Here is a 24,688-nt window from a genome sequence, read left to right on the forward strand (position 1 = left end):
CCCTGTCACACGATGAGCAGTACTACCAACACACCGACGCACCACACGTCGACCATCGGCTCGATCGGCACCCCGAGCCGACGCAACACCGAGCTCGCGCTCCTGGTGTTCGCGGTCGTCATCCCGGTCTTCGCGTACGCCAACGTGGGACTGGCCATCAACGACGAGGTACCGGCCGGCCTGCTCAGCTACGGCCTCGGCCTCGGCCTCCTGGCCGGCGTCGGCCACCTCGTCGTACGGAAGTTCGCGCCCTACGCGGATCCGCTGCTGCTGCCGCTCGCCACCCTGCTGAACGGACTCGGACTCGTCGCCATCTGGCGGCTCGACCAGTCCAAGCTGCTCCAGCAGATCAACGTGTCCGGCGGCAAGGCGACCAACCAGCTGCTCTACACCGCCATGGGCATCGCGCTGTTCGTCGTCGTGCTGGTCTTCCTCAAGGACCACCGCGTCCTGCAGCGCTACACCTACATCTCCATGGTCGGCGCCATCATCCTGCTCCTGCTGCCCCTGGTCCCCGGTCTCGGCCTGAACGTCTTCGGCGCCAAGATCTGGATCAAGGTCGGCAGCTTCACCATCCAGCCCGGAGAGTTCGCGAAGATCGTCCTCGCGATCTTCTTCGCCGGCTACCTCATGGTGAAACGCGACGCCCTCGCGCTCGCCAGCCGCCGCTTCATGGGCCTGTACCTGCCGCGCGGCCGCGACCTCGGACCGATCCTGGTCGTCTGGTTCATCTCGATCCTGATCCTGGTCTTCGAGACCGACCTCGGCACCTCGCTGCTGTTCTTCGGAATGTTCATCATCATGCTGTACGTCGCCACCGAGCGGACCAGCTGGATCGTCTTCGGTCTGCTGATGTCCGCGGCGGGCGCGGTCGGCGTGGCGTCCTTCGAGTCGCACGTCCAGCAGCGTGTTCAAGCCTGGCTCGACCCCATGCGCGAGTACACCTTGAGCCGTACTCCGGGCGCCACCGGCCTCCACTCCGAGCAGGCCATGCAGGCCCTGTGGGCCTTCGGCTCCGGCGGCACCCTCGGCACCGGCTGGGGCCAGGGACACTCCGAGCTCATCCGCTTCGCCGCCAACTCCGACTTCATCCTCGCCACCTTCGGCGAGGAACTCGGCCTGGCCGGCGTCATGGCACTGCTGCTGATCTACGCCCTGATCGTGGAACGCGGCGTACGCACCGCCCTCGCCGCCCGCGACCCCTTCGGCAAACTGCTCGCCATCGGCCTGTCCGGCGCCTTCGCCCTCCAGGTCTTCGTGGTCGCCGGCGGCGTCATGGGCCTGATCCCGCTGACCGGTATGACGATGCCGTTCCTGGCGTACGGAGGCTCCTCCGTCATCGCCAACTGGGCCCTCATCGGCATCCTGCTGCGCATCAGCGACACCGCGCGCCGCCCGGCACCGGCCCCCGCCCCCAGCCCCGACGCCGAGATGACCCAGGTGGTCCGCCCGTCATGAACAAGCCCCTGCGCCGGATCGCGATCTTCTGCGCCCTCCTCGTCCTCACGCTGCTGCTGCGCGACAACTGGCTCCAGTACGTCAAGGCCGACGAACTGCGCACGGACACCAACAACCGACGGGTGGCCATCGAGCAGTACGCCACCCCACGCGGCGACATCATCGTCGACGGCAAGTCCATCACCGGCTCCACGAAGTCCTCCAGCGGCGACTTCGAGTACAAGCGCACCTACAAGGACGGCGCCATGTGGGCGCCCGTCACCGGATTCGCCTCGCAGGCCTACGGCACCAACCAGATCGAGAACATCGAGGACGGCATCCTCACCGGCACCGACGACCGGCTGTTCTTCCGCAACACCCTCGACATGATCACGGGCAAGCCGAAGGAGGGCGGCAACGTCGTCACCACCCTCAACACGGCCGCCCAGAAAGCCGCCTACGAGGGCCTCTCCAAGCGCGGCAAGGGCGCCGTCGCCGCCATCGACCCCTCCACCGGCGCGATCCTGGCCCTGGCCTCCTACCCGTCGTACGACCCCTCGACAATCGCCGGGTCCAACGACGGGGAGGCCTGGAACAAGCTCCTGAAGAAGAACAACCCCGACGACCCGATGCTCAACCGGGCGCTGCGCGAGACCTACCCGCCCGGCTCCACCTTCAAGGTGGTCACCGCGGCCGCGGCCCTGGAGGACGGCCTCTACACCTCCGCCGACCAGAAGACGGACTCGCCGCTGCCCTGGGTCATGACCGGCACCACCACCGAGCTGAAGAACGAGGGCAGCATCCCCTGCAAGAACGCCACCCTGCGGGTCGCGCTGCGGTACTCCTGCAACACCGTCTTCGGCAAGGTCGGCGCCGACCTCGGCAACGAGAAGATGCTGGACGAAGCCAAGAAGTTCGGCTTCACCTCCGAGCAGTTCACGCCGGTCCGCACCAACGCCTCGGTCTTCTCCGACGACATGAACCCGTCGCAGACCGCGCTGTCCTCGATCGGCCAGTACAACACCGCCGCGACCCCGCTGCAGATGGCCATGGTCGCCTCCGCCGTCGCCAACGACGGCAAGCTGATGAAGCCCTACATGGTCGACAAGCTCCAGGCGCCCAACCTCGACACCCTCGAGCAGACCGACCCGCAGGAGCTCAGCAGGCCCCTGTCGTCCAAGAACGCCCAGATCCTGCAGTCGATGATGGAGACGGTCGTCAAGGAAGGCACCGGAACCGCGGCGCAGATCGACGGCGTCACCGTGGGCGGCAAGACCGGTACCGCCCAGCACGGCGTCGACAACAGCGAGAAGCCGTACGCCTGGTTCCTCTCCTACGCCAAGCTCAGCGACAACAGCTCGCCGGTCGCCGTGGCCGTGGTCGTCGAGGACGACAACGCCAACCGCGACGACATCTCCGGCGGTGGCCTCGCGGCGCCGATCGCGAAGAGCGTGATGGAGGCGGTCATCAACAGCAAGCAGTGACCCCGATCACGTCCCCCTCACATCGGTGCACGTTGCGATACCGGTCCTGTATCGGGTGACGGGCTTGGCCAGGTCACACAGACCGATCCGGGTACGGTATGCCCGGACGGCAGCCTCCGGCCGCACACACGTGCTGGCCGGGACCGACGGAGAGGGCTGGTAGGGAACTATGGAAGAGCCGCGTCGCCTCGGCGGCCGGTACGAACTGGGCCATGTGCTCGGCCGCGGTGGCATGGCTGAGGTCTACCTCGCTCATGACACCCGCCTCGGCCGTACCGTGGCGGTGAAGACGCTGCGCGCGGACCTCGCGCGCGACCCGTCCTTCCAGGCCCGGTTCCGCCGGGAGGCCCAGTCGGCCGCCTCGCTCAACCATCCCGCGATCGTCGCGGTCTACGACACGGGCGAGGACTACATCGACGGGGTCTCGATCCCGTACATCGTCATGGAGTACGTCGACGGCTCCACGCTCCGGGAACTCCTCCACAGCGGCCGCAAGCTGCTGCCGGAGCGGACCCTGGAGATGACCATCGGCATCCTCCAGGCCCTGGAGTACTCCCACAGAGCGGGCATCGTCCACCGCGACATCAAGCCGGCGAACGTCATGCTGACGCGCAACGGCCAGGTCAAGGTCATGGACTTCGGCATCGCCCGCGCCATGGGCGACTCCGGCATGACGATGACGCAGACGTCCGCGGTGATCGGCACCGCCCAGTACCTCTCGCCGGAGCAGGCGAAGGGCGAACAGGTCGACGCCCGGTCCGACCTGTACTCCACCGGCTGTCTGCTCTACGAGCTGCTGACGGTGCGGCCGCCGTTCGTCGGCGACTCCCCGGTCGCGGTCGCGTACCAGCACGTGCGCGAGGAGCCGCAGCCGCCGAGCGTCTTCGACGCCGAGATCACGCCCGAGATGGACGCGATCGTCCTCAAGGCCCTCACCAAGGACCCCAACTACCGCTACCAGTCGGCCGACGAGATGCGCATCGACATCGAGGCCTGCCTCGACGGTCAGCCGGTCGCGGCCACGGCGGCGATGGGCTCCGTGGGCTACGGCGGCTACCCGGACGACCAGCCCACGACGGCCCTGCGCTCCACGGACGCCGGCGCCACGTCAATGCTGCCGCCGATGAACCCGGACGACGGCGGCTACGGCTACGACGACCGCCCCGACCGGCGCCGCCAGAAGAAGTCGAACACCTCGACCATCCTGCTGGTCGTGGCCGGCGTCCTAGTGCTCGTCGGCGCGATCCTCATCGGCAAGTGGATCTTCGGCGCCGAGGGAGTGAGCAACGACACGGTGGCCGTGCCTCCCATCGTCGGCCAGAGCAAGTCCGCCGCCACGAAGTTGCTGACCAACAGCGATCTCGAGGTCGGGACGGTCTCCCAGAAGCCCTGTGAGAACCAGAGCAAGGGCAAGATCTGCTCGTCGGACCCGACCGAGGGCACCAAGGTCAAGAAGAACACGACCGTGAACCTGGTCGTGTCGACCGGGGCACCCAAGGTCACCGTGCCGAGCGTGATCGGTCTGGACGTGGACGACGCCACCTCGCAACTCGAGGGTGACGACTACCAGTTCAAGATCAAGACGGTGGCGCGGGAGTCCACGGACGACCCGGACACCGTGCTCGACCAGGACCCGATCAAGGGCAAGGAGGTGGAGAAGGGATCCACGATCACCCTCACCATCGCCAAGGCCGCGGAGAAGGCAACCGTCCCGGACGTCATCGGCCAGTCCTGTGACGACGCCAAGGCACAGATGTCGGACAACGACCTCGCCGGCACCTGCACCGAGGTCGAGACCGACGACCAGAACCAGGTCGGCAAGGTCATCGCGACCTCACCGCAGGCCGGCACCCAGGCCGACAAGAACTCCACGGTCACCATCCAGATCGGCAAGGCGAAACAGCAACAGCAGGTCGCGGTCCCCAACATCCAGGGCCAGACCCTCAAGGACGCCAAGAACCTCATCCAGCAGGCGGGCCTCAAGGTCGGCAACATCACGGGCTCCCAGGACGACAACTCCGTCGTCTTCACGTCCAACCCGGCCCAGGGCACCCAGGTCGACCAGGGCAGCTCCGTCGACCTCGTGACGGTGGGCGGCCAGAACAACGGCAACAACGGCGGAAACGACGGCGGCACCAACTTCTTCGGAGGCGTCACCGGCACAGCGTTCCGCACGGAGGACTGACCTCCCCCGACGGCACGACGCCACACGCCGAGAGCCCCGGTCCCTGTTCGCAGGAACCGGGGCTCAGCCGTGTTCGCCTCTCGCGCTCCTGTTCGTGTCTTCATATGGGATGACTCGTTGAACAGGCCATGACAACCGAAACGGCTCTGCTGGAATCGAAGACCCTGCGCTGCGGCGTCCTGGACCGTACGGACGTCCTCGACCGAGTCAAGACACTGTCACTGCTACCGGACGGGCTGCATGTGACGACGGCAATGGTGGCCACCTACTTCCAGGTGGGCGTCAAGACCATCCGCTCCCTCGTCCTTGACCACCGCGCCGAACTGGAAGCCAGCGGCTACCGGGTCTTGGCAGGTACACAACTGAGCTCCTTCAAGGAGCTCAGTGGGATGCAGTCGCACACAGCATCCCTCGCACTCTTCCCCCGCCGTGCCGTCCTCAACGTCGCCATGCTGCTCCGGGACAGCGAAGTCGCACGTCAGGTGCGTGTCTACCTCCTGAACGCGGAGTACGCGGCCCGCACACAGCCTGTGGAAAACCCCGCCCGCAAGGCCCCTGTCGCCCTCGACGACCATATCGACGAACGCATCACCAACATCCTCGGCAAAACCGTCGTCCCCCTGTTCAACACCCTCATCGCCTCCTCCGGCGAACAACGCCGCGAGCTCATCGAACTCCGCCAGGACATCGAGAACGTCGAACGCAAGCTCTGCTGGCACCACCAGCGCGTCAGAAGCCTGGAAGAAGAGGCCCCCAGGGACCAGCTCAGGGCCACCATCAGCGCCATGACCTGGCAGGCCTTCGAGCACCACGTCGCCGAACTGCTACGCCGCGACGGCTGCACGAACGTCGTCGTACGGCAGGCCCGCACCGACCGGGGCATCGACGTCACGGCCCGCACGGCCGACGGACGTACCGTCGGCGTCCAGTGCAAGAACCGCACCGGCCGCTCGTCCGTCCCCAGCGCCGACATGCAGAAGTTCGCCGGCGCCGCCCGCGCCGTCCACCGCGTGGACATCGCCCTGTTCGTCGCCACCTGCACCTTCAGCCACGAAGCACAGGCGATCGCCGATCTGAGCGGGGTCGTCACCGTGAACCGCGACGAGTCGGAGGCATGGAGCGCCGGGGTACATCTCAAAGCCCTCCGGTAACCCACAGAAGAGGCCCGAAGCCGCAAAAGGACGTTGCGGCTTCGGGCCTCCACCATGCTAGCGACCGGCCACCCCCAAGGAGGTCGGTCAGCCCAGTTCCTTCGGTGGCGTCCGATGATCGTCCACCTTCTCCACCCGCACCAGCTCCCCCCACACCACGTACCGGTACCGGGAGGTGAACACCGGCGTGCACGTCGTCAGCGTGATGTAGTGGCCGGCCTTCTTCCTGCCGGACTCCCGGGGGACCGCACCGAGAACCTTGACGTTGTACTTCGACGTCTCGGGAAGGACCTCGTAGACCTTGTAGACGTACCACTCGTCCTTCGTCTCGAAGACGATCGGGTCGCCCTCGCGCACCTTGTCGATGTTGTGGAACTTCGCGCCGTGGCCGTCACGGTGGGCGGCGAGGCTGAAGTTGCCCTTCTTTCCGGTGGTCGGCAGCACGGCCTTGACGGGATCGGTGTAGTAGCCGGCGACACCGTTGTTGAGGATCTTCGTCGACGTGCCCTTCTCGACCAGCACCTCGCCGCTCCCCATCGTCGGCACGTGCAGGAAACCGATGCCGTTCCTGGTGTTCAACGCACCGGGCCCGCGGACCTGGGCCCAGGTGTCGCGGACCTTGTCGCCCTGCCGGTCCGCCTTGCGGTCCGCGACGACGTTCGTCCACCACAGCGAGTAGACGACGAACAGACCCAGCACCAGGCCCGCCGTGATGAGGAGTTCACCGAAGACACTGACCGCCAGGGCGACCCGGCCGGCGCCACGAGGGCGCGGTGCCCGCACCTCGGCCCGGTCTTCGTGCTGCTCGGTGTCGCCGGTGGTCGCTGCCACGTTCATCCGCCCCTACTCGACGAGCTCGTCCGGCTTGCCCTTGCTGCGCGGCCGTTCCTCGACCATCTTGCCCCAGACGATCAACCGGTACTTGCTCGTGAACTCCGGCGTACACGTCGTGAGCGTGATGTAGCGACCGGGCACGGTGAAGCCGGACCCCTTGGGGACGGGCTCGATGACGCTCGTGTTGCTCGGAGCCGTCACCGGCAGCATCGACGCCATCTTGTAGACGAAGTACTCGTCCTGCGTCTCCACGACGATCGCGTCGCCCGCCTTGAGCTTGTTGATGTACCTGAACGGCTCACCATGCGTGTTGCGGTGACCCGCGAGGGAGAAATTCCCCGTCTTCGCATCCGGCATCGCCGTCTTCAGCGCACCCTCGCCGTAATGGCCGACCATCCCCCGGTCCAGCACCTTCTTGTTGCTGACACCCTCGGCGATCGGCACCACCACATCCAGCTTCGGAATGTGCAGGATGGCGAAGCCCTGGCCCGGCTGGAAGACCCCCGGGGCCCCCTTGCCGCTCGCCCAGTCGTTCTGGAGACTGCTCGTCTCCTTGTCCGCCTGCGCGTGCGCCCGCACGTTCGTCCACCACAGCTGGTAGGTGACGAACAACAGCATCAGCACACCGGTGGTGATGAACACCTCACCGATCGCCCGGCTCGCGACCACCGCCGCACCGGGCTTCCGCGCCCGCGCCTGCCGCCGCGCCTCCACCCGCGACATCGGCGACCCGGAGCGCCCTTCCTCCCCCGCGTCCGCTGACAGGTTCTCCGGCACACCCCCATGACGCCCACCGCGGCGCCTGGCGGCCTTTCTGCGGGCCGCACGGCCACCAGCCAGGGTTCCTGTGGCAGGAGAGGCGGGCGAGGCGCCAGAAGCGGCCCTGTGGCCGCCGGCCATGCGCGCCGGCGGCTCCGGCAACCGCAGCGCCACCGTCTCCTCGTCGATCGGTGCTTGGTACGGCGCCCCGCCGTACGCCTCACCGCCGTACGACTCGTACGACGCACCGCCGTACGAGTCCTCGCGCTCGGGGCGCAACGCGGTCACGCCGTGGCCCTGCCCACCACCGGGGCAAGCCCCGCCGACCTCGCCACGGCACCCTGGTCACCGCACTCCACCAGCCAGTTGGCCAGCATCCGGTGCCCGTGCTCGGTCAGCACCGACTCGGGATGGAACTGCACGCCCTCGACGAGCAGTTCACGGTGCCGCAAGCCCATGATGATGCCGTCGTGCGTCCGGGCCGTGACCTCCAGCTCGGCCGGAACCGTCGCCGGCTCCGCGGCGAGCGAGTGGTAGCGCGTCGCCGTGAACGGCGAGGGCAGACCCGCGAAGACGCCCCGGCCCTCGTGCTCGACCGGCGAGGTCTTCCCGTGCAGCAGCTCGGGCGCCCGGTCCACCACACCCCCGTACGCCACCTGCATCGACTGCATCCCCAGGCACACGCCGAACACCGGCACCCCGGTCGCCGCACAGTGCCGCACCATCTCGACGCAGACCCCGGCCTCCTCCGGCGTACCCGGCCCCGGCGACAGCAGCACACCGTCGAAACCGTCCTGAGCATGCGCCGTCGACACCTCGTCGTTGCGCAGCACCTCGCACTCGGCGCCCAGCTGGTACAGGTACTGGACCAGGTTGAAGACGAAGCTGTCGTAGTTGTCGACGACGAGAATCCGCGCACTCACTGGTTGTCCACCGTCACATCGTTGAAGGGAAGCAGCGGTTCAGCCCACGGAAAGACGTACTGGAACAAGGCGTAGACCACGGCCAGCACCAACACCAGGGAGAGGAACGCCTTCGCCCACGCGTTCCCCGGCAGATGCCGCCAGATCCAGCCGTACATGCCGTCCCTTCCGTCGTACCACGGCACCAGACTCACGCCGTACCGCACCAGACTAACGGCGCAGAGCCCGTGGTTTCCCGGCCTCCACAGGCTGCGTGGAGTCCAGATGCGCCCACACGATCAGCCGGTGACTGTGCCCCCACTCCGGATCGCACGTGGTCAGCGTCAGATACCGGCCCGGACGCGTATACCCCGACTTACGTGGCACAGCGTCGATCACCTCGACGTCCGTGGGCACGGTTTTGTAAGGCCCCTCGTCGATACGGTAGGTGAACCACGTCGACCCGTCCGTCAGCACCACCGCGTCCCCCCGCCGCAGCCTCGGAAAGTCCTTGAACGGATCCCCGTACGTACGCCGGTGACCGGCCACCGCGAAGTTGCCCTCCTGGCCCAGTCGCGCGGTACGCGCGTAGTGGCCGAGCCCCTTCTTCAGGACCCCCGTACCGGTGCCCTCGAGCACGGGCTTGTTCCACGTGAAACCAAGCCGCGGTATGTACATGATCGCGAAAGGCTTGCCGTACGAGTAGGGCACGGGCTTCGCCGGAGCGGCCGCCGCGCCGGAACCAGAGCCTGCACTCCCGCCGGACGCGGACGCCGTCGGCTGCACGCTGTTCCTGGCCCACTGGTCCTGCAGGACGTCGATCTGGTGGTCCATGGCCCCGTCGGCCCGTACACCGGTCCAGAACAGCACGTACACCACGAACAGCACGATCAGGGTGCCGACGGTGATGCACAGTTCACTGACGGTCCTGACCACAACGCGCACCGGCAGCTCCCCAGCGGGCTCGCACGACCTACTCGACGGGTTTGGCGTACTGCAGATCCACTGTGCCCGAGTAGCCGGGCAGAGTCACCGCCCCGTCCTCGTCGACTTTCCAGCCGAGCCCGTAGACGTTGACGTACACCATGTAGTTCTGGATCGCCGGCGCCTCCGCGAGCGCCTTCTGCAGCTTCTCCGGATCACCGACCGCCGTGATCTTGTACGGCGGCGAGTAGACGCGGCCCTGGAGGATCAGCGTGTTGCCCACACAGCGCACGGCACTCGTGGAGATGAGCCGCTGGTCCATCACCTTGATGCCCTCGGCGCCCCCCTGCCACAGGGCGTTCACCACCGCCTGCAGATCCTGCTGGTGGATGACCAGGTAGTCGGGCTGCGGTTCGGGATAGCCGGGGAGCTTGGCGGTGGCGTCCGGCGGAGCGTCGTTGAGCGTGACCGTGATGGCCTCGCCCTTGAGCTTCTGCGTGCCCGTGTTCTTCTCCAGGGCCGCGAGTTTGGCGTCCTCGGCCTTCGTACTGCCGTCGTCCCGCTCGGCAAGGGATTCGATGTCGTTGCGGACCGACGCGTTGGAGTCGCCGAGCTCACCGTTCTTGCGACTGCGCTCCTGGATGAGGTCGGAAAGCTTGAGCAAGGACGCGTCCGTGCGGATATTGGTGCCCTTGGCCGTGTTGAAACTGGTGAAGAAAATGAGTCCCGCGAGAGCGAAGACGCCCACTGTGAGCACCCGAACCGGCCGGAATCGGCGCACACGGGCAGGGCTGGCCTCCGTCCCGGGAGAGTCGGCAGAATTGCTCAACGTACCCTTATCTCCTTCGGCGGCGCGGAAGCACTACGCTAACGGACGCCCGGGGGAGCACTCAGTGTCCCCTTGTACGCTGCCCCGGAGCCCACGCCAGTTCCCTGCGCGGCCACGCAGCGCATCGACAGGAGAGACCCTCGTGCCGAAGTCACGTATCCGCAAGAAGGCCGACTACACGCCGCCGCCTGCCAAGCAGGCGACCGCCATCAAGCTGAACAGCCGCGCATGGGTGGCGCCCGTGATGCTGGCCATGTTCCTTCTCGGACTGGCCTGGATCGTCGTCTTCTATGTCACCGACGGTTCGCTGCCCATCGACAAGCTGGACAACTGGAACATTGTGGTGGGCTTCGGCTTCATCGCCGCCGGATTCGGCGTCTCGACCCAGTGGAAGTAAGGGCCACGGGGCGGTGAACATACCTCTGCCCACGGCTATCCACGGAGTTATCCACAGCCGCTGTCCACACGGTGGGGAAAAAGAACGACGATCTGTGGATAACCTCTCGGGTGTTGACGCCGGTGTGACTGACTGACCGGCAACCGAAAGCTTGTTCGCCCCCTGCCTGACCTGCGGAAACGCGGGTCCGCGGCAGGGGGCACACCTGTTCCCGCACACTATGCACAAGATCCGCCACCCGCTGTGGAAAACGCCTGCTCAGGTCAGCTGTGCGGTCCTCAGAACGGTCATGCCCACGACCACGACAAGGACGAGGGCGCAGGTGCCGTACTGAGTCAGCGTCCGTCGTTCGCGCGGGGCGTGGACCATGGCGTAGCCGGTCACGACGCCCGCGACGAGACCACCGATGTGGGCCTCCCACGCGATGCTGCTCCAGCCGAAGGTGATGACCAGGTTGATCACCAGCAGGGCGATGATCGGCCGCATGTCGTAGTTGAGCCGGCGTACCAGGACGGCCGTGGCGCCGAACAGCCCGAAGATCGCCCCGGAGGCGCCGAGCGAGGCCTGGATCGGGGAGGCCAGGAGGTAGGTCAGGGCGCTGCCGGCCAGGCCCGAGACGAGGTACAGCGTGAGATAGCGGGCGCGGCCGAGGGCCGCTTCGAGGGGGCCGCCGAGCCACCAGAGGCTGAGCATGTTGAAGGCGAGGTGCCAGTAGGCCTCGTGGCTGAACATCGAGGTCACCAGGCGGTACCACTCGCCCTCGGCGACTCCCTGTGTGGGAGTGAAGGGCGCCGGTGGCCAGGTGCCGACGAGGACCAGGTGGTCCCGGAGTGAGGGGCTGGCCTTCAACGCGATGAAGACCGCGACGTTGATTCCGAGGAGGATCTTGGTGACGAGGCGGGGGTCCGCGGTGACGGTGCCGCCGGCGATGGTTCGGGGCCGGGCCGCGGTGGGAGCGGGCCCGCCGCCGGAGGCGCCGCGGACGCAGTCGGGGCACTGGAAGCCGACCGAGGCGTTGACCATGCACTCGGGGCAGATGGGGCGCTCGCAGCGGGTGCAGCGGATGCCGGTCTCGCGGTCGGGGTGGCGGTAGCAGCCGGGTGACCGGGCGGGCTGGGCGCTGTGGTCCTCGGGGCCCTGTGGGCTGCCTGGCGCCTGGTCCATGAGATCCCCTAAGTCGTCGTACACACGTGCCTCGCCCCGCCCATCCTTACGGACGAGCGGGGCGAATGGTTCCCTTCGGACGTGGGTCGGCGGGGATTCGGCCTCGGGAACCGTGGTGTCAGGTCTGGCGGGTCTCGATGAGCACCGACTCGAGGACGACGTCCTTGACGGGCCGGTCGTTGGGGCGGCTGGTGGGGAGGGCGGCGATGGCGTCCACGACCTTCTGGCCGGCGGGGCCGGTGACCTCGCCGAAGATGGTGTGCTTGCGGTTCAGCCATGCCGTGGGGGAGACGGTGATGAAGAACTGCGAGCCGTTGGTGCCCGGGCCGGCGTTGGCCATGGCGAGCAGGTAGGGCTTGTTGAAGGAGAGGTCGGGGTGGAACTCGTCCTCGAACTCGTAGCCGGGTCCGCCGATGCCGGTGCCCAGCGGGTCTCCGCCCTGGATCATGAAGCCGCTGATGACCCGGTGGAAGACCGTGCCGTCGTAGAGCCTGTCGGTGGACTTCGTACCGGTGGCCGGGTGGGTCCACTCGCGCTCACCCTGGGCGAGTTCTACGAAGTTCCGGACCGTCTTGGGGGCGTGGTTCGGCAGGAGCCGGACTTCGATGTCGCCGTGGTTCGTCTTCAGGGTGGCGTAAAGCTGCTCTGCCACGATCTGCCTTCCGTTGTCTTCCTGTGCCCGACCGATCCTTGCACGGTTCGGGTGGGGAGGCCCCCGCGCCGGATCCGTGGCATGAGGGGAGTTGTCTGTCAGAAAACCGGCCGAGTAGCGCCGGGCCGGGCGCGCGGGGCGGGGATCCGTGGCATTGTCGACGACAAGCTCCCGTTGCCCCGTATTCATCCGCTATTTCACATGATCGACTCTTGGGCAGTTCTTGATCGGGGATGGTCCGGTGTCATCCCGAGTGACCCGGATGCCCGCCCTCACATGCCCAAGAGTTCATCGACAGGCATGATCCGTAGAAGCGTGGAAAGTCGAAATACCATACGCCACCGAGGAGGAGGAACCCGTGACCCGCATCGACAGCGTGCGCGCCGCGACCGGCTCGGCGAAGGAGAGCGTGCTGCACGCCGCGGAAGTGGTGGCGCCCTACGCCGACACGGCCAAGGACAGGGCCTCGCACTACGCGAACGAGGCTCGTGTACGGCTTGCGCCGAGGGTGTCGCAGGCCGCCGAGCAGGCCCGCGTCCAGCTCGACGCTCATGTCGTGCCACGTCTGGAGCAGGCTCGTACGCATGTGCCGCCGAAGGTCGACCAGGCCGCCCACGAAGCCGCCGTCCGAACCCGTAGGGCCGCCCGGCAGGCCGCCGACTACTCCCGGCCGAGGATCGAGCAGGCGGTGGCCGCGGCCGGGCCTGTGAAGGACGAGGCCACCGCGCGATCCGCCGCCGCGCTGGTCGCCTTGCGCGGCCAGGTCTCGCCCAAGGAGATCCAGAAGCTGGTCCGTAAGCACGAGCGGCGGGCCAGGACCGGCCGTCTCGCGAAGCGCCTCGCGGTTCTGGGCATTGTCGCGGGCGGTGCTTTCGCCGCCTGGAAGTGGTGGGACAAGCAGGCCAACCCCGACTGGCTGGTGGAGCCGCCTGCCGCGACGGAGGTGCCCGAGGGGAACCGACTGGCTTCGGTGGACGGCAGTGGTCAGTCCGTCCTTGATCCCGAGGTGCAGGCGAAGCAGGCGGAGGAGGAGTCGGCGGACCGCGACGACCGCCCCTGACACCGGGGCTTCGTCAACATCGCTGTGGGGCAGGAGATTTCACATCTCCTGCCCCACAGCGATGTTTCACGTGGAACCGGCGCTGGGTGATCGGGCGGTGCGGGAGCCCGCGTTTACGGCTGTTCTCCGCGGTGACGTTTGCAACGCCGTGATCGTGTCGGTCGCACAGGAGTCTTCGTGACGCTGTGCGACTTTCCGATCACCCGGCTTAATTCGGTCCAGCTCACGTGGGGTCTGTTCGCCGCGTCGATTCCGCGGTTTCCTCGGAGACCGCCCGCGCCGCCGGTCCGCCACGTCTGCTTTCGCCGGATGTTTGCGCAAATTGTTGCAACGAATCCGGCCGCTCCTCCCGCACGCCGCGTGACGCACGTCACTCGCGGAGGACGGGAACGCAAAACCGGCCGGAAGCCCGTGTGAGCGTCCGGCCGGTCCGAGGTGTGGAGCCTAGGGGAGTCGAACCCCTGACATCTGCCATGCAAAGACAGCGCTCTACCAACTGAGCTAAGGCCCCGTAAGTGGAGCGTCCGACCGGAGAACCGCTTACCGTCGGGCGCCGCAGTCCAGAGTACCGGGTCACCCCGGGTATCTCGCAAAAAGATTGGGGGTCCCGGTGAACGACCACTCTCCGTAAGATGCTCGGCGTGGTTCGCTACAGCGAACCACAGTACTTGGGGAAGCGATGGGGAGACGCAATGGACGCCGCACAGCAGGAAGCGACCGCAAGAGCGCGGGAACTGCAGCGGAACTGGTATGGGGAGCCACTGGGGGCGCTCTTCCGTAAGCTCATAGACGATCTTGGGCTCAACCAGGCTCGTCTCGCGGGGGTGCTGGGACTGTCCGCACCGATGCTCTCGCAGCTGATGAGCGGTCAGCGGGCGAAGATCGGCAATCCCGCCGTGGTGCAGCGGGTGCAGTTGCTTCAGGACCTCGCGGGGCAGGTCGCGGACGGCAGCGTGAGCGCGGCCGAGGCGACCGAACGCATGGAGGAGATCAAGAAGTCCCAGGGGGGCTCGGTGCTGAGCAACACGACGCAGACGACGAGCAGTTCGGGAGCTCCCACGGTCAAGCGGGTGGTCCGTGAGATCCAGTCGCTGCTGCGGTCGGTGGCGGCGGCGGGAGACATCATCGAGGCGGCGGACACCCTCGCCCCGGCCCACCCGGAACTGGCAGAGTTCCTCCGGGTGTACGGAGCGGGTCGCACCTCCGACGCGGTCGCGCACTACCAGTCCCACCAGAACTGAGCCGGCGGCCCGGTCGCCGAAGGGGGTTCGGCGGCCGGGCCGACGTCAACGGCGGCACGCGGGATGTCCGTCGTCGTGCGGGACACGCGGGGGTGTGTCTCACACGAGATGTGGCGCGTGGAGGGTCGTATCGCTCGTCCGGGGGGAAGCAAGGGGGGTAACCGAAGGGGGAGGGGCGGCGCACATTCATGGGTGAGGTCTTTGCCGGCCGGTACGAACTGGCCGACCCGATCGGACGTGGCGGAGTCGGCGCCGTATGGCGCGCCTGGGACCACCGGCGCCGCCGCTATGTGGCGGCCAAGGTTCTCCAACAGAGCGACGCCCACTCGCTGTTGCGTTTCGTTCGTGAGCAGGCGCTGCGGATCGATCACCCCCATGTTCTCGCGCCCGCCAGCTGGGCCGCCGACGACGACAAGGTCCTGTTCACCATGGATCTGGTCGGTGGCGGTTCGCTGGTCCACCTGATCGGGGACTACGGTCCCCTCCCCCCGGCCTTCGTGTGCACGCTGCTCGACCAACTCCTTGCGGGGCTAGGCGCGGTGCACGCGGAAGGTGTCGTGCACCGTGACATCAAGCCCGCCAACGTGTTGCTGGAAGCCACCGGTACGGGCCGGCCGCGGCTGCGGCTGTCCGACTTCGGCATCGCGATGCGGCTGGGCGAGCCCCGCCTGACGGAGACCAACCTCGTGGTGGGCACGCCGGGATACCTGGCGCCCGAGCAGATGATGGGCGCGGAACCGGACTTCCCTGCCGACCTGTTCGCGGTGGGACTGGTGGCCCTGTATCTGCTGGAGGGGGCCAAGCCCGACGCCAAGGCGATCATCCAGTACTTCGCGACGCACGGGACTCCGAGCGCGCCCAAGGGCATTCCCGAGCCGCTGTGGCAGGTTGTGGCGTCGCTGCTGCAGCCGGATCCCCAGGCGCGGTTCCGCACCGCCACAGGAGCGCGCAAAGCGCTCGCCTCGGCGGTCGAGCTCCTGCCCGAGACCGGCCCGGACGACGAGCTGATCGAGATCTTCGACCAACTCGGCCCGCTTCCCGCAGGGTTCGGCTCGAACGGGCCGCTCAGGCCTGCGAGCGGGGTGAGGGTGGGGCCGGGTGCGGGTGGTGCCGATGGTGCCGGGCACGGTACAGATGAGAACACCGGCACGGCGATGCCCGGGCCCGGCACCGGCTTCGCACCGCCCGACGCGCGCACCGGTTCCGCCCGGTCCGGCTCGGGCACGGGTTCCGTATCGTCCGGCTCGGGCGCAGGTGTCGTATCGCAGGATCCTCGTCGGAATGCCGGTCCGCAGTCCGCGCCGGACGAGACCCCGACGCCTACACCGCCCGCCCATGCCCCTGCCGTGCCCCCGGCGGGGGACGCCCACGCGGAGTCGGCCACTCCCGCTCAGCCGGTCACCATGTCGGACACCGGCAGTTTTCATCTGCCGCCTCCTCAGGCGACCGTCTCCTCTCCTCTTGGGTCCGCCGCACAGACGCCTCACGCAATCCCACAGGCACAGGCCCAGGCACAGCCGCAGACCCCCGCACAGCACGAGGGCGCTGAGCACCACTTCGGCTACGTCTCCCCCGACGACCCCACGCATGTGCTGCCCTCCCCTCCGCCTCACGCTCCACGTCCTCTGGTGCCGGCACCGGCACCCGACCGACGCGGTGACGCCTCTACTGCTTCGTACACCGCTCAGGTCCCGAAGGTTCCGCCTTTCACGCAAGGACATGCGCAGCCGCGCCACCGCGCCGGCCGCCGGGCCCGCCGCGTAGCGCCCCGTCCCGGACCGCCCGCCAAGATCGCGGTCCCCCTGCTGCTGCTCGCGCTGGCCTGCTACGCCGTGGGTTTCTGGGCCCTGGCCCGCGTCTGAGGCAGGGTCCGGGCAGCGCCACGGCTCACCCTGTCCGGCAACGGCGAAGCCTCGCCCTGGGTCCGCGTGACCGCTGCGGTCCTCCGAGCCGGGCGGCGCGCTCGTCGGCGCCTACCGTGCGCCGTCTTGACCGCTCCGGCCCTCTACCGCCCGTCGGCTCTCCGTCGTGCCAGCGCCGTCCACGCGCCGAGCGCCACGAGCAGCACGGTGCCCGCCCCGATGCCACCGGCGGCGACAAGTCTCATCGTGGCGTTCCCGTCCGCGGCGGCTCCGCCCGGGGAAGCCGCCTGCCCGTCCGGTCCCGAGCCGCCGAAGATCCCTTCCGGTTCGGACGGCTCCGCGTAGTCGGGACCGCTCCCCGCTTCGCCTTTCACCCGCAGGCGCAGGGTCAGCCCGACGGGTCCGTCGCCGAACCGGTCGGCGACCTGCGCGGCCAGGTTCACGACGAGGTAGTACGAGCCGGCGAACCGCGTGGTGCTCACGCGTTTGGCCACGGCATAGCGATTGGGGTACGCGACCGGCGGGAGCGGCTCGAGGGTGGCCGACTTCTGGCTGCCGTCGTAGGTGACGCCGGTGTACTCGATCTCGCTGCGCACAGGGTTGTGGAGCGACAGGTTGAGGGCGCCGGGCACGAAGCCGCTGCCACCGCTGGAGTTGCCCAGCTCGGCGGCGGCGTACAGCTGCCGCCCCCAGCCGAGCGGCACCTTGTAGAAGAGGGTCTGTCCGGGGCGGATGTCGTCACGCCACACCCCCTGCTTCAGCGGCGTGGCCGAGGCGAAGCCCAAGCCGCCCCGGCATCGCTCCGCCTCACCCTGGATCGGCTCCGCCGAAGCCGAGTTCCAGGCCTCGGGAGCGCTTGTCGCACCGGTCTGCCGCAGGCGTGGCTCCAGCACGGGGGAGAGTTCGAGGTCCCAGGTGTCCGGCGAGGAGCTCGTGCCGACGATGCGCTCGACGACCAGGTAGTACGTGCCGCCGGCCTGGCACAGGACCCGCGTCGGCTTGGCCTCGCGCGTGCCGACGGCGGTGACGGGGTGCGGGCTGCGACTCGCGCCGATGGTGGCGCTGTCGAAGGAGCAGGAGTTGCCGTTGGCGTCCTGGACCGACACGCGGATGCCGTCGCCCGCGGTGACCGTCGTGTCCGTTCCGGGGACGGCGGTGGCGGAGACGTAGGCGTTCGACCTGGCGTCGAGTTCGAGGCGGTAGTAGACCTTGCCGGTGCTCGGGACGGTGCTCTTGTACGACGTTCCGGGCTTCAGGCGTTCGGCGTCCGTGGTGCTCGCGCTGCCGTCGACGGACTGGCCGTCGTCGGCGAAGGCGTAGGGGGCGGAGCCGGGGCTGGGAGTGTCGGCCGCTGCCGCGGGCGCCCCGGGCAGCATCGCCACTGCCGCGCACAGTGTGACGGCTACGACGGTCACGCGCGCGTGGGCGGTCATGCGGGCGTACGCCGGCAGACGCCCGCACGCCGGCCTCGCGCGCCACCACGTCGTACGCCGCCCCATCATGCGCCACCCCTCGTCGTCGCCCGGACCGCGCGACCGTGACCCATCCTGCCCCGCCGGGCCGGGCGTCATCCGCGCAATCCGCACGAGCGTCCGAAACACCCGGCCCGAAGGCCCCATGCCTCGACCGCCTGACATCCTGGCCGCGTCTCCATCCCCGCACAGGCGGGCTCCGGCAACGCAAAACCCCGACCGTTAAGACGGCCGGGGTCTGTTCAGATTCGGTTGTCGATGCTCACGAACCCGTGGGCACGGAGTCAGTCGCCTCCGTCCACAGATCCTGCTCGGCGCGATCCGCCTGGATCTGGCGGTACACGAGGAGCCCGCCGATGGCGGCCAGTGCGACCAGGAGAAGCTTCTTCACCGTGCGACCTCGTCTTTCCTTGACGTAGGGGACCTCTGGCGCCCGACTATACACACCGACCGATACCGATCGGTGACCTGCCTGGGCCCCCCAACTGCCGCCCCCGGCACCGCGATAGAAGCGGATCGCGCCCCTCCGATCAGAGGGTGATCACATCCCCACGGGCGGTGATTACGTGCGATCTCATCCCGTTTTTTCCCTTTCAGCACCCTTTGGGGCCATACGGGTGGTGTTCATCCGAAGATCGACGCGCCACGGCCGTCGGTCCACCACTTCGCGGCCCTCATACACATCATGAGGAAAGTACGCAAATCGCCCGACCCGAAAGTGAGGGACCATGGCCCAGAACAAGGTCATGAAGCTGTGGACCGCCATCGTCACCGCCTTCCTCGCGCTGTTCACGGCGCTCGGACTCGTCACGACGACCGCCGCAGCGGCTGTACCGCAGCCCGAGGCCGCGCGCAACACGGAACGCGCCGCGACCGCCCAGGCGACGACACCGGCGACGGCCCCATGGGCCTGGTCCTTCGCCAGGTCCCTGCCCCCCACGATGAAACAGCGCATCCATGCCGAGGCGCACGGCAAGTCCCCCAGCTGCCGCCACCGCCCGTCGGCGGACGCGGACGCGGAAACCGCCGCCACACCCGGCACCCTCTGCGCCTCCCCCGACGCACCGGACGAGCCCACCGCACCTCTCCAACGCTGAACAGCCTCCGCACCGCCCCTCCGCACCGCCTCGGTACTGCCGCTGCACCGCTCCTGCACCGTCCTGAGCGACCGCTGAGCAGTCACCACCCAGTAGGCCCTGCCAGAAGGCTGCTCCAAGAAGGCACGCACCGAGCGGGATACGGCCGCGGCATCCACACCGCGCCTCCCACCCACCACAGGCCCCTTCTCTCACGTCCATGACGGAACGGCGAACTTGCGTACAACGCTCTCGATGAAGACCTGAGAAGGAAACGACGAAGACCCCCGGCCACATCGGCCGGGGGTCTTGTGCTGTGACCGCCGCACCGGTCCGGGGACGCTCACTCCCGAGGTTCGGACGCACCGCAACGAGCCACCTCAAGCCGGCCGGTCCCGGTGCCCTGTGGGCTGATTCCCCGCAGACGCCCCGCCCTGCACGGCCCCGGCCGTTGCCACAAGGCGGTCGCACATGACAAAGACCCCGGTCCTCAAGGACCGGAGGTCTTTCGCTGGTGGGGCCAACAGGATTTGAACCTGTGGCCTCATCCAGGCTTACTTCGCCGCCCTACAGCACCCGCCCTACTCCTCCGGCTCCCACGCGCGGAGCAGGTCGAACAAACCTGCGTCTCCCTCGACCTGCAGGGAGTCCGCCGGGATACGGTCGTACACGAAGAGAACCAGCTCACTGGCCGTGCCGCGAACGGAGACGCCAGCCGCGTTCGGGCCCTCCTCGGCAGCGACGACAGGCGTCGCGCCGGGCGCGGGGATACGGGTGGAGCGTGCGCCGTCGCCGTCGACCGTGAGGCGCCAGGAGTGGCCCTCGGTGGCGTGGAAGTCGAAGGCAGTGGGCTTGTGCGGCCAGGCACTCGTCGTTGCGACGCAGGTGAACAGGAACTCCTCGACACCGTCGAGCGCCACCTCATCCGGCAGCGGCTCCGGGGCACCCACAGTGACCTGGGCGTCGTAGGTGTGCACCGCCATCTGCTGGAGCTGGTGCCGGGCGACGGCGCCACAGGTCTGCGGCGACTGGGACGCACCCCACCACGTCCAGCAACCGCGATCCGGGCCGGCCTTCCGCAGTGCGTCCAGCAGTTGCTCCGTGGACTCCGCCAACCAGGCCGGCAGGGCCTCGCGCTCGCGAGGCGCAGCCGGGGCGCCCTCCGCTGCGGACTTGGCCGGAGCAGGCCCCGCGGCGACGGTGGCGGCCCAGTCGCGGCGCCCCTCACCGATGTGCTGCGCCAGATCGAGCAGCGTCCACTCGGGGCAGGTCGGCACCTGTACGTCGAGGCTGGGCGCGGAGGCGACCGCGGCGCGGAAGGCGGTCGACCGTTCGTCGATCAGTCGCAACAGAACGGGGAACGCGAGTGTCGTTGTCACAGGGACTCTCTATCACCGTGTTCCGACAACCGGACAGTGATTTTCACAGCCGCGGCGGCGAGCGCGCGGCACGGGCCGGGCGCCCGCTCAGACGATCCTCCGGCACAGCCAGATCAGCATGACCATGGACGCCTACACGCACCTGGTCGGCTCCGACCAACGCGATGCGACCGAGATGGTCACCGAACTGCTGGAAGATCACATCATCGGCTGATGTCAGCCGGAGATGTCAAAAGACCCCCGGGCATGATCGCCTGGGGGTCTTCTCGCTGGTGGGGCTAACAGGATTTGAACCTGTGGCCTCATCCTTATCAGGGATGCGCTCTAACCAACTGAGCTATAGCCCCGCCGCGCTCTGCGGTGTGTGTCCCGCGCGCTGACTCCTGAAGATTAGCGCACGACATGGGCAGTCCCAAAATCGGTTGTGACAGGGCCTTCGGCGGAGGTTTGGAACGACCGCCGAAGTCAATGTCACTCGTCCTCGGCGAGGGTGAGCTCGACGCCGCCGACGAAGCCCGCGGACAGGTTGTAGATGAACGCGCCGAGCGTCGCCAGCGCCGTCGCCAGGACGACGTCGATGACCGCGATGATCGTCGTGAAGATCAGGACGTTGGGCAGCGACAGGAAGGACTGCAGGTCGAAGCCGTTCGACTCGTTGGAGCCGGTCGCCTCGGAGATCGTGCCGCCGACGGTCGAGAAGACACCCATGGCGTCCATGACCATCCACAGCACGGCGGCCGCGACGATCGTGCAGATGCCCAGTGCGATGGAGAGCAGGAAGCTGACCTTCATCACCGACCAGGGGTCGGCCTTGGCCACCCGCAGGCGGGCTTTGCGGGTGCGGGGCACGGTCCGCGCGCCGGTTCGCGGACGGCGTACGGCGCCTGCCGGGCCCTCGCCCTGGTAGGCCTGCGGCGGGTGGTAGGGCCCTGTGGGCTGCTGCGGCTGGCGTTCACCCGGCAGCGGGGAGGGAGCCTTCGGGGCCGAGGCCGGCGGCTGGGGCTGGACGCCCGGAGCGGCCTGGGCCGCGGTCTGGCCCGCGCCGGCGGTGTACTGCTGGGCCTGCGGACCTCGGGTGTCCGTCACAGTTCCCCCCTGGGAATCACGCGTGTCGGGCGAGCGCGAGTCGGTCGCCGGTGGCTTGATCGCCTGCAGGTTGGTCGTGTGCGGATCTGTCGCGTTCGCGGCGGAGCCACGGCCGCCGCCGTCCGTGTTCGTACCGGTCGATCCGGCGCCCGTGGCTCCGCTCACGCTGACTCTCTCCTCGTGCTACTCGGTCGAGGGCTCCTCGCCCTCGTCCGTGCCGATGGTCGTGGCACCCTCGGCGGTCTCGTCGACGGCGTCGTCGCCCTCGACCTCCTCCGCCTCGCGCCCCGCCTCGGCGTTACGAGCGATACCGACCACGGCATCGCGCTTGCCCAGGTGGATCAGTTGGACGCCCATGGTGTCACGGCCCGTCTCCCTGATCTCGTTGACTCGCGTACGAATCACACCGCCCGACAGCGTGATGGCGAGGATCTCGTCGGTCTCCTCGACCACCAGCGCGCCGACGAGAGACCCACGATCCTCGACGATCTTGGCGGCCTTGATGCCGAGGCCGCCGCGACCCTGGACGCGGTACTCGTCGACGGCGGTCCGCTTCGCGTACCCACCGTCTGTGGCAGTGAACACGAACGTACCGGGTCGAACAACATTCATCGAGAGGAGCTCGTCGCCCTCACGGAAACTCATGCCCTTGACGCCCGAGGTGGCACGGCCCATGGGGCGCAGAGTTTCGTCCGTGGCGGTGAACCTGATCGACTGGGCCTTCTTGCTGATCAGCAGCAGATCGTCATCTGCCGAAACGAGTTCGGCTCCGATCAGTTCGTCGTCGGAACCGTCCTCCGTCTCGCGGAGATTGATCGCGATGACGCCACCGGAACGCGGCGAATCGTAATCCTTCAGAGGCGTTTTCTTGACCAGACCGCCCTTGGTGGCCAGAACCAGGTACGGCACGGCCTCGTAGTCGCGGATCGCGAGGATCTCGGCGATCGCCTCGTCCGGCTGGAAGGCCAGCAGGTTCGCGACGTGCTGGCCGCGCGCGTCCCGGCCGGCGTCCGGCAGCTCGTACGCCTTGGCACGGTAGACGCGGCCCTTGTTGGTGAAGAACAGCAGCCAGTTGTGCGTCGTCGTCACGAAGAAGTGGTCGACGATGTCGTCCTGCTTCAGCTTCGTACCGCGTACACCCTTGCCGCCCCGCTTCTGCGAGCGGTAGTCCTCCGTCTTGGTGCGCTTGATGTAGCCACCGCGCGTGATGGTGACGACGATGTCCTCTTCGGCGATCAGGTCCTCCATGGACATGTCGCCGTCGAAGGGCACCAGCTTGGAGCGGCGGTCGTCGCCGAACTTCTCGACGATCGCGGCGAGTTCCTCGCTGATGATGCCGCGCTGACGCACCGGCGACGCCAGGATCGCGTTGTACTCGCGGATCTTGGCTTGGAGCTCGTCGTGCTCCTGGATGATCTTCTGGCGCTCCAGGGCGGCCAGTCGGCGCAGCTGCATCTCGAGGATGGCGTTGGCCTGGATCTCGTCGATCTCCAGGAGGCCCATCAGGCCCTCGCGCGCGATCTCGACGGTGTCACTGCGCCGGATCAGCGCGATGACCTCGTCGATGGCGTCCAGGGCCTTCAGGAGGCCGCGCAGGATGTGCGCGCGCTCCTCGGCCTTGCGCAGCCGGAACTTCGTACGGCGGACGATGACCTCGATCTGGTGCGTCACCCAGTGGCGGATGAACGCGTCCAGGGAGAGGGTGCGCGGCACGCCGTCGACGAGCGCCAGCATGTTGGCGCCGAAGTTCGTCTGCAGGTCGGTGTGCTTGTAGAGGTTGTTCAGGACGACCTTGGCGACCGCGTCCCGCTTCAGGACGATGACCAGGCGCTGGCCGGTACGGGACGACGTCTCGTCGCGGACGTCGGCGATGCCGCCGACCTTGCCGTCCTTCACCAGGTCGGCGATCTTCTGCGCCAGGTTGTCGGGGTTGACCTGGTAGGGGAGTTCGGTGACCACCAGGCACTGGCGGTTCTGGATCTCCTCGACCTCGACGACCGCGCGCATCGTGATGGAGCCACGGCCCGTGCGGTACGCCTCCTCGATGCCCTTACGGCCCACCACCAGGGCACCGCTCGGGAAGTCGGGGCCCTTGATGCGCTCGATCAGGGCGTCGAGCAACTCCTCGTGGGAGGCTTCGGGGTTCTCGAGGCACCACTGGGCGCCGGCCGCGACCTCGCGCAGGTTGTGCGGCGGGATGTTGGTGGCCATGCCGACCGCGATGCCCGCCGAGCCGTTGATCAGCAGGTTCGGGAAGCGGGCCGGCAGGACGGTCGGCTCCTGGGAGCGGCCGTCGTAGTTGTCCGTGAAGTCGACGGTCTCCTCGTCGATGTCGCGGACCATCTCCATGGACTGCGGCATCAGCTTGCACTCGGTGTACCGCATGGCGGCGGCCGGGTCGTTGCCGGGAGAGCCGAAGTTGCCGTTGGAGTCCACCAGCGGCATCCGCATCGACCACGGCTGCGCGAGACGTACCAGCGCGTCGTAGATCGAGGAGTCGCCGTGCGGGTGGTAGTTGCCCATGACGTCGCCGACGACGCGGGCGCACTTGTAGAAGCCCTTCTCGGGCCGGTAGCCGCCGTCGTACATGGCGTACAGGACGCGGCGGTGGACGGGCTTGAGACCGTCCCGCACGTCGGGCAGCGCGCGCGACACGATGACGGACATCGCGTAGTCGAGGTACGAGCGCTGCATCTCCGTCTCGAGCCCGACGGGCTCGATGCGCAGAGTGATCTCGCCTTCTTCAGGCGTGCTGGGAGTGTTCTCGTCGGCCATTGCTGGTGAAGATCCTTTC

General features: G+C 68.1%; 22 protein-coding genes and 2 tRNA genes. 9 read left to right on the top strand and 15 right to left on the bottom strand.

Annotated elements, in window-relative coordinates:
- Positions 1-12 precede the first annotated feature (12 nt).
- From OG985_RS23240 to OG985_RS23255, 4 genes are all read left to right on the top strand, one after another.
- Positions 13-1,458, top strand: coding sequence for an FtsW/RodA/SpoVE family cell cycle protein (locus OG985_RS23240; RefSeq protein WP_371670265.1), 1,446 nt, complete (start codon positions 13-15; stop codon positions 1,456-1,458).
- Positions 1,455-2,921 carry a peptidoglycan D,D-transpeptidase FtsI family protein gene (locus OG985_RS23245; protein WP_371670266.1) on the top strand — a complete coding sequence of 489 codons (1,467 nt, stop codon included), beginning with the start codon at positions 1,455-1,457 and terminating at the stop codon, positions 2,919-2,921. Before OG985_RS23240 ends, OG985_RS23245 begins: the two co-directional genes overlap by 4 nt.
- Before the next feature lie 169 nt (positions 2,922-3,090).
- The gene (pknB, locus tag OG985_RS23250; protein ID WP_371670267.1) at positions 3,091-5,106 is read left to right on the top strand and encodes a Stk1 family PASTA domain-containing Ser/Thr kinase; all 2,016 of its coding nucleotides are present in this window, start codon (positions 3,091-3,093) and stop codon (positions 5,104-5,106) included.
- A 128-nt stretch (positions 5,107-5,234) separates the two neighbouring features.
- Positions 5,235-6,257 carry a restriction endonuclease gene (locus OG985_RS23255; RefSeq protein ID WP_371670268.1) on the top strand — a complete coding sequence of 341 codons (1,023 nt, stop codon included), beginning with the start codon at positions 5,235-5,237 and terminating at the stop codon, positions 6,255-6,257.
- Between the two features lie 87 nt (positions 6,258-6,344).
- Here the strand turns inward: OG985_RS23255 and OG985_RS23260 are convergent, their stop codons facing one another.
- The 6 genes from OG985_RS23260 to OG985_RS23285 are packed head-to-tail and all read right to left on the bottom strand — an operon-like array spanning position 6,345 to position 10,505.
- Complete coding sequence (locus tag OG985_RS23260; protein ID WP_371670269.1) at positions 6,345-7,094, bottom strand: class E sortase; 750 nt, start codon at positions 7,092-7,094, stop codon at positions 6,345-6,347.
- A gap of 6 nt (positions 7,095-7,100) precedes the next feature.
- Positions 7,101-8,138: a class E sortase gene (locus tag OG985_RS23265; RefSeq protein ID WP_371670270.1), complete on the bottom strand. Its 1,038-nt coding sequence runs from the start codon at positions 8,136-8,138 to the stop codon at positions 7,101-7,103.
- Positions 8,135-8,773, bottom strand: a complete 639-nt coding sequence (locus OG985_RS23270; protein WP_371670271.1) for an aminodeoxychorismate/anthranilate synthase component II — start codon at positions 8,771-8,773, stop codon at positions 8,135-8,137. The genes OG985_RS23265 and OG985_RS23270 overlap by 4 nt, the downstream gene beginning before the upstream one ends.
- On the bottom strand, positions 8,770-8,967 hold the full coding sequence (locus OG985_RS23275) for a hypothetical protein (protein ID WP_371674722.1): 198 nt from the start codon (positions 8,965-8,967) through the stop codon (positions 8,770-8,772). The genes OG985_RS23270 and OG985_RS23275 overlap by 4 nt, the downstream gene beginning before the upstream one ends.
- Before the next feature lie 16 nt (positions 8,968-8,983).
- Positions 8,984-9,697 carry a class E sortase gene (locus OG985_RS23280; protein WP_371670272.1) on the bottom strand — a complete coding sequence of 238 codons (714 nt, stop codon included), beginning with the start codon at positions 9,695-9,697 and terminating at the stop codon, positions 8,984-8,986.
- Positions 9,698-9,725: 28 nt separating this feature from the next.
- A complete protein-coding gene (locus OG985_RS23285; RefSeq protein WP_371670273.1) occupies positions 9,726-10,505 on the bottom strand; it encodes a DUF881 domain-containing protein in 780 nt (259 codons plus the stop codon).
- 142 nt (positions 10,506-10,647) lie between these two features.
- On the opposite strand from OG985_RS23285, the gene crgA reads away from it, so the two are divergent.
- Positions 10,648-10,902: a cell division protein CrgA gene (gene crgA / locus OG985_RS23290; protein WP_356031708.1), complete on the top strand. Its 255-nt coding sequence runs from the start codon at positions 10,648-10,650 to the stop codon at positions 10,900-10,902.
- Between the two features lie 258 nt (positions 10,903-11,160).
- Here the strand turns inward: crgA and OG985_RS23295 are convergent, their stop codons facing one another.
- Together OG985_RS23295 and OG985_RS23300 are read right to left on the bottom strand one after the other, a co-directional pair.
- The gene (locus tag OG985_RS23295) at positions 11,161-12,066 is read right to left on the bottom strand and encodes a rhomboid family intramembrane serine protease (protein WP_371670274.1); all 906 of its coding nucleotides are present in this window, start codon (positions 12,064-12,066) and stop codon (positions 11,161-11,163) included.
- Between the two features lie 118 nt (positions 12,067-12,184).
- Positions 12,185-12,718, bottom strand: coding sequence for a peptidylprolyl isomerase (locus tag OG985_RS23300; protein ID WP_371670275.1), 534 nt, complete (start codon positions 12,716-12,718; stop codon positions 12,185-12,187).
- 358 nt (positions 12,719-13,076) lie between these two features.
- On the opposite strand from OG985_RS23300, the gene OG985_RS23305 reads away from it, so the two are divergent.
- The gene (locus tag OG985_RS23305; RefSeq protein WP_371670276.1) at positions 13,077-13,778 is read left to right on the top strand and encodes a DUF5324 family protein; all 702 of its coding nucleotides are present in this window, start codon (positions 13,077-13,079) and stop codon (positions 13,776-13,778) included.
- Between the two features lie 438 nt (positions 13,779-14,216).
- Here OG985_RS23305 and OG985_RS23310 read toward each other — a convergent pair.
- Positions 14,217-14,289: transfer RNA gene (locus OG985_RS23310), tRNA-Ala, on the bottom strand.
- A 181-nt stretch (positions 14,290-14,470) separates the two neighbouring features.
- On the opposite strand from OG985_RS23310, the gene OG985_RS23315 reads away from it, so the two are divergent.
- Together OG985_RS23315 and OG985_RS23320 are read left to right on the top strand one after the other, a co-directional pair.
- Positions 14,471-15,019: a helix-turn-helix domain-containing protein gene (locus tag OG985_RS23315; RefSeq protein WP_371670277.1), complete on the top strand. Its 549-nt coding sequence runs from the start codon at positions 14,471-14,473 to the stop codon at positions 15,017-15,019.
- Between the two features lie 188 nt (positions 15,020-15,207).
- Positions 15,208-16,881 carry a serine/threonine-protein kinase gene (locus OG985_RS23320; RefSeq protein WP_371670278.1) on the top strand — a complete coding sequence of 558 codons (1,674 nt, stop codon included), beginning with the start codon at positions 15,208-15,210 and terminating at the stop codon, positions 16,879-16,881.
- A 143-nt stretch (positions 16,882-17,024) separates the two neighbouring features.
- Here the strand turns inward: OG985_RS23320 and OG985_RS23325 are convergent, their stop codons facing one another.
- Entirely contained in the window at positions 17,025-18,314 is a 1,290-nt protein-coding gene (locus OG985_RS23325) for a hypothetical protein (RefSeq protein WP_371670279.1), read from the bottom strand.
- Positions 18,315-18,615: 301 nt separating this feature from the next.
- A complete protein-coding gene (locus tag OG985_RS23330) occupies positions 18,616-18,744 on the bottom strand; it encodes a DLW-39 family protein (RefSeq protein WP_003999697.1) in 129 nt (42 codons plus the stop codon).
- Positions 18,745-19,081: 337 nt separating this feature from the next.
- Between OG985_RS23330 and OG985_RS23335 the strand changes: the two genes are divergently transcribed.
- Positions 19,082-19,450: a DUF6344 domain-containing protein gene (locus OG985_RS23335; protein WP_371670280.1), complete on the top strand. Its 369-nt coding sequence runs from the start codon at positions 19,082-19,084 to the stop codon at positions 19,448-19,450.
- A 560-nt stretch (positions 19,451-20,010) separates the two neighbouring features.
- On the opposite strand, the gene OG985_RS23340 is transcribed toward OG985_RS23335, so the two are convergent.
- The 4 genes from OG985_RS23340 to gyrA all read right to left on the bottom strand — a co-directional run bounded on the left by OG985_RS23340 (position 20,011) and on the right by gyrA (position 24,669).
- Positions 20,011-20,808 (bottom strand): maleylpyruvate isomerase N-terminal domain-containing protein, encoded by a 798-nt coding sequence (locus tag OG985_RS23340; protein ID WP_371670281.1) that lies wholly within the window; start codon positions 20,806-20,808, stop codon positions 20,011-20,013.
- 270 nt (positions 20,809-21,078) lie between these two features.
- Positions 21,079-21,155 (bottom strand) — tRNA-Ile (locus tag OG985_RS23345).
- 124 nt (positions 21,156-21,279) lie between these two features.
- A complete protein-coding gene (locus OG985_RS23350) occupies positions 21,280-22,059 on the bottom strand; it encodes a DUF3566 domain-containing protein (RefSeq protein ID WP_371670282.1) in 780 nt (259 codons plus the stop codon).
- A gap of 18 nt (positions 22,060-22,077) precedes the next feature.
- Positions 22,078-24,669, bottom strand: a complete 2,592-nt coding sequence (gene gyrA / locus OG985_RS23355; RefSeq protein ID WP_371670283.1) for a DNA gyrase subunit A — start codon at positions 24,667-24,669, stop codon at positions 22,078-22,080.
- Positions 24,670-24,688 lie beyond the last annotated feature (19 nt).

The organism is Streptomyces sp. NBC_00289 (assembly GCF_041435115.1).
Taxonomy (GTDB): domain Bacteria; phylum Actinomycetota; class Actinomycetes; order Streptomycetales; family Streptomycetaceae; genus Streptomyces.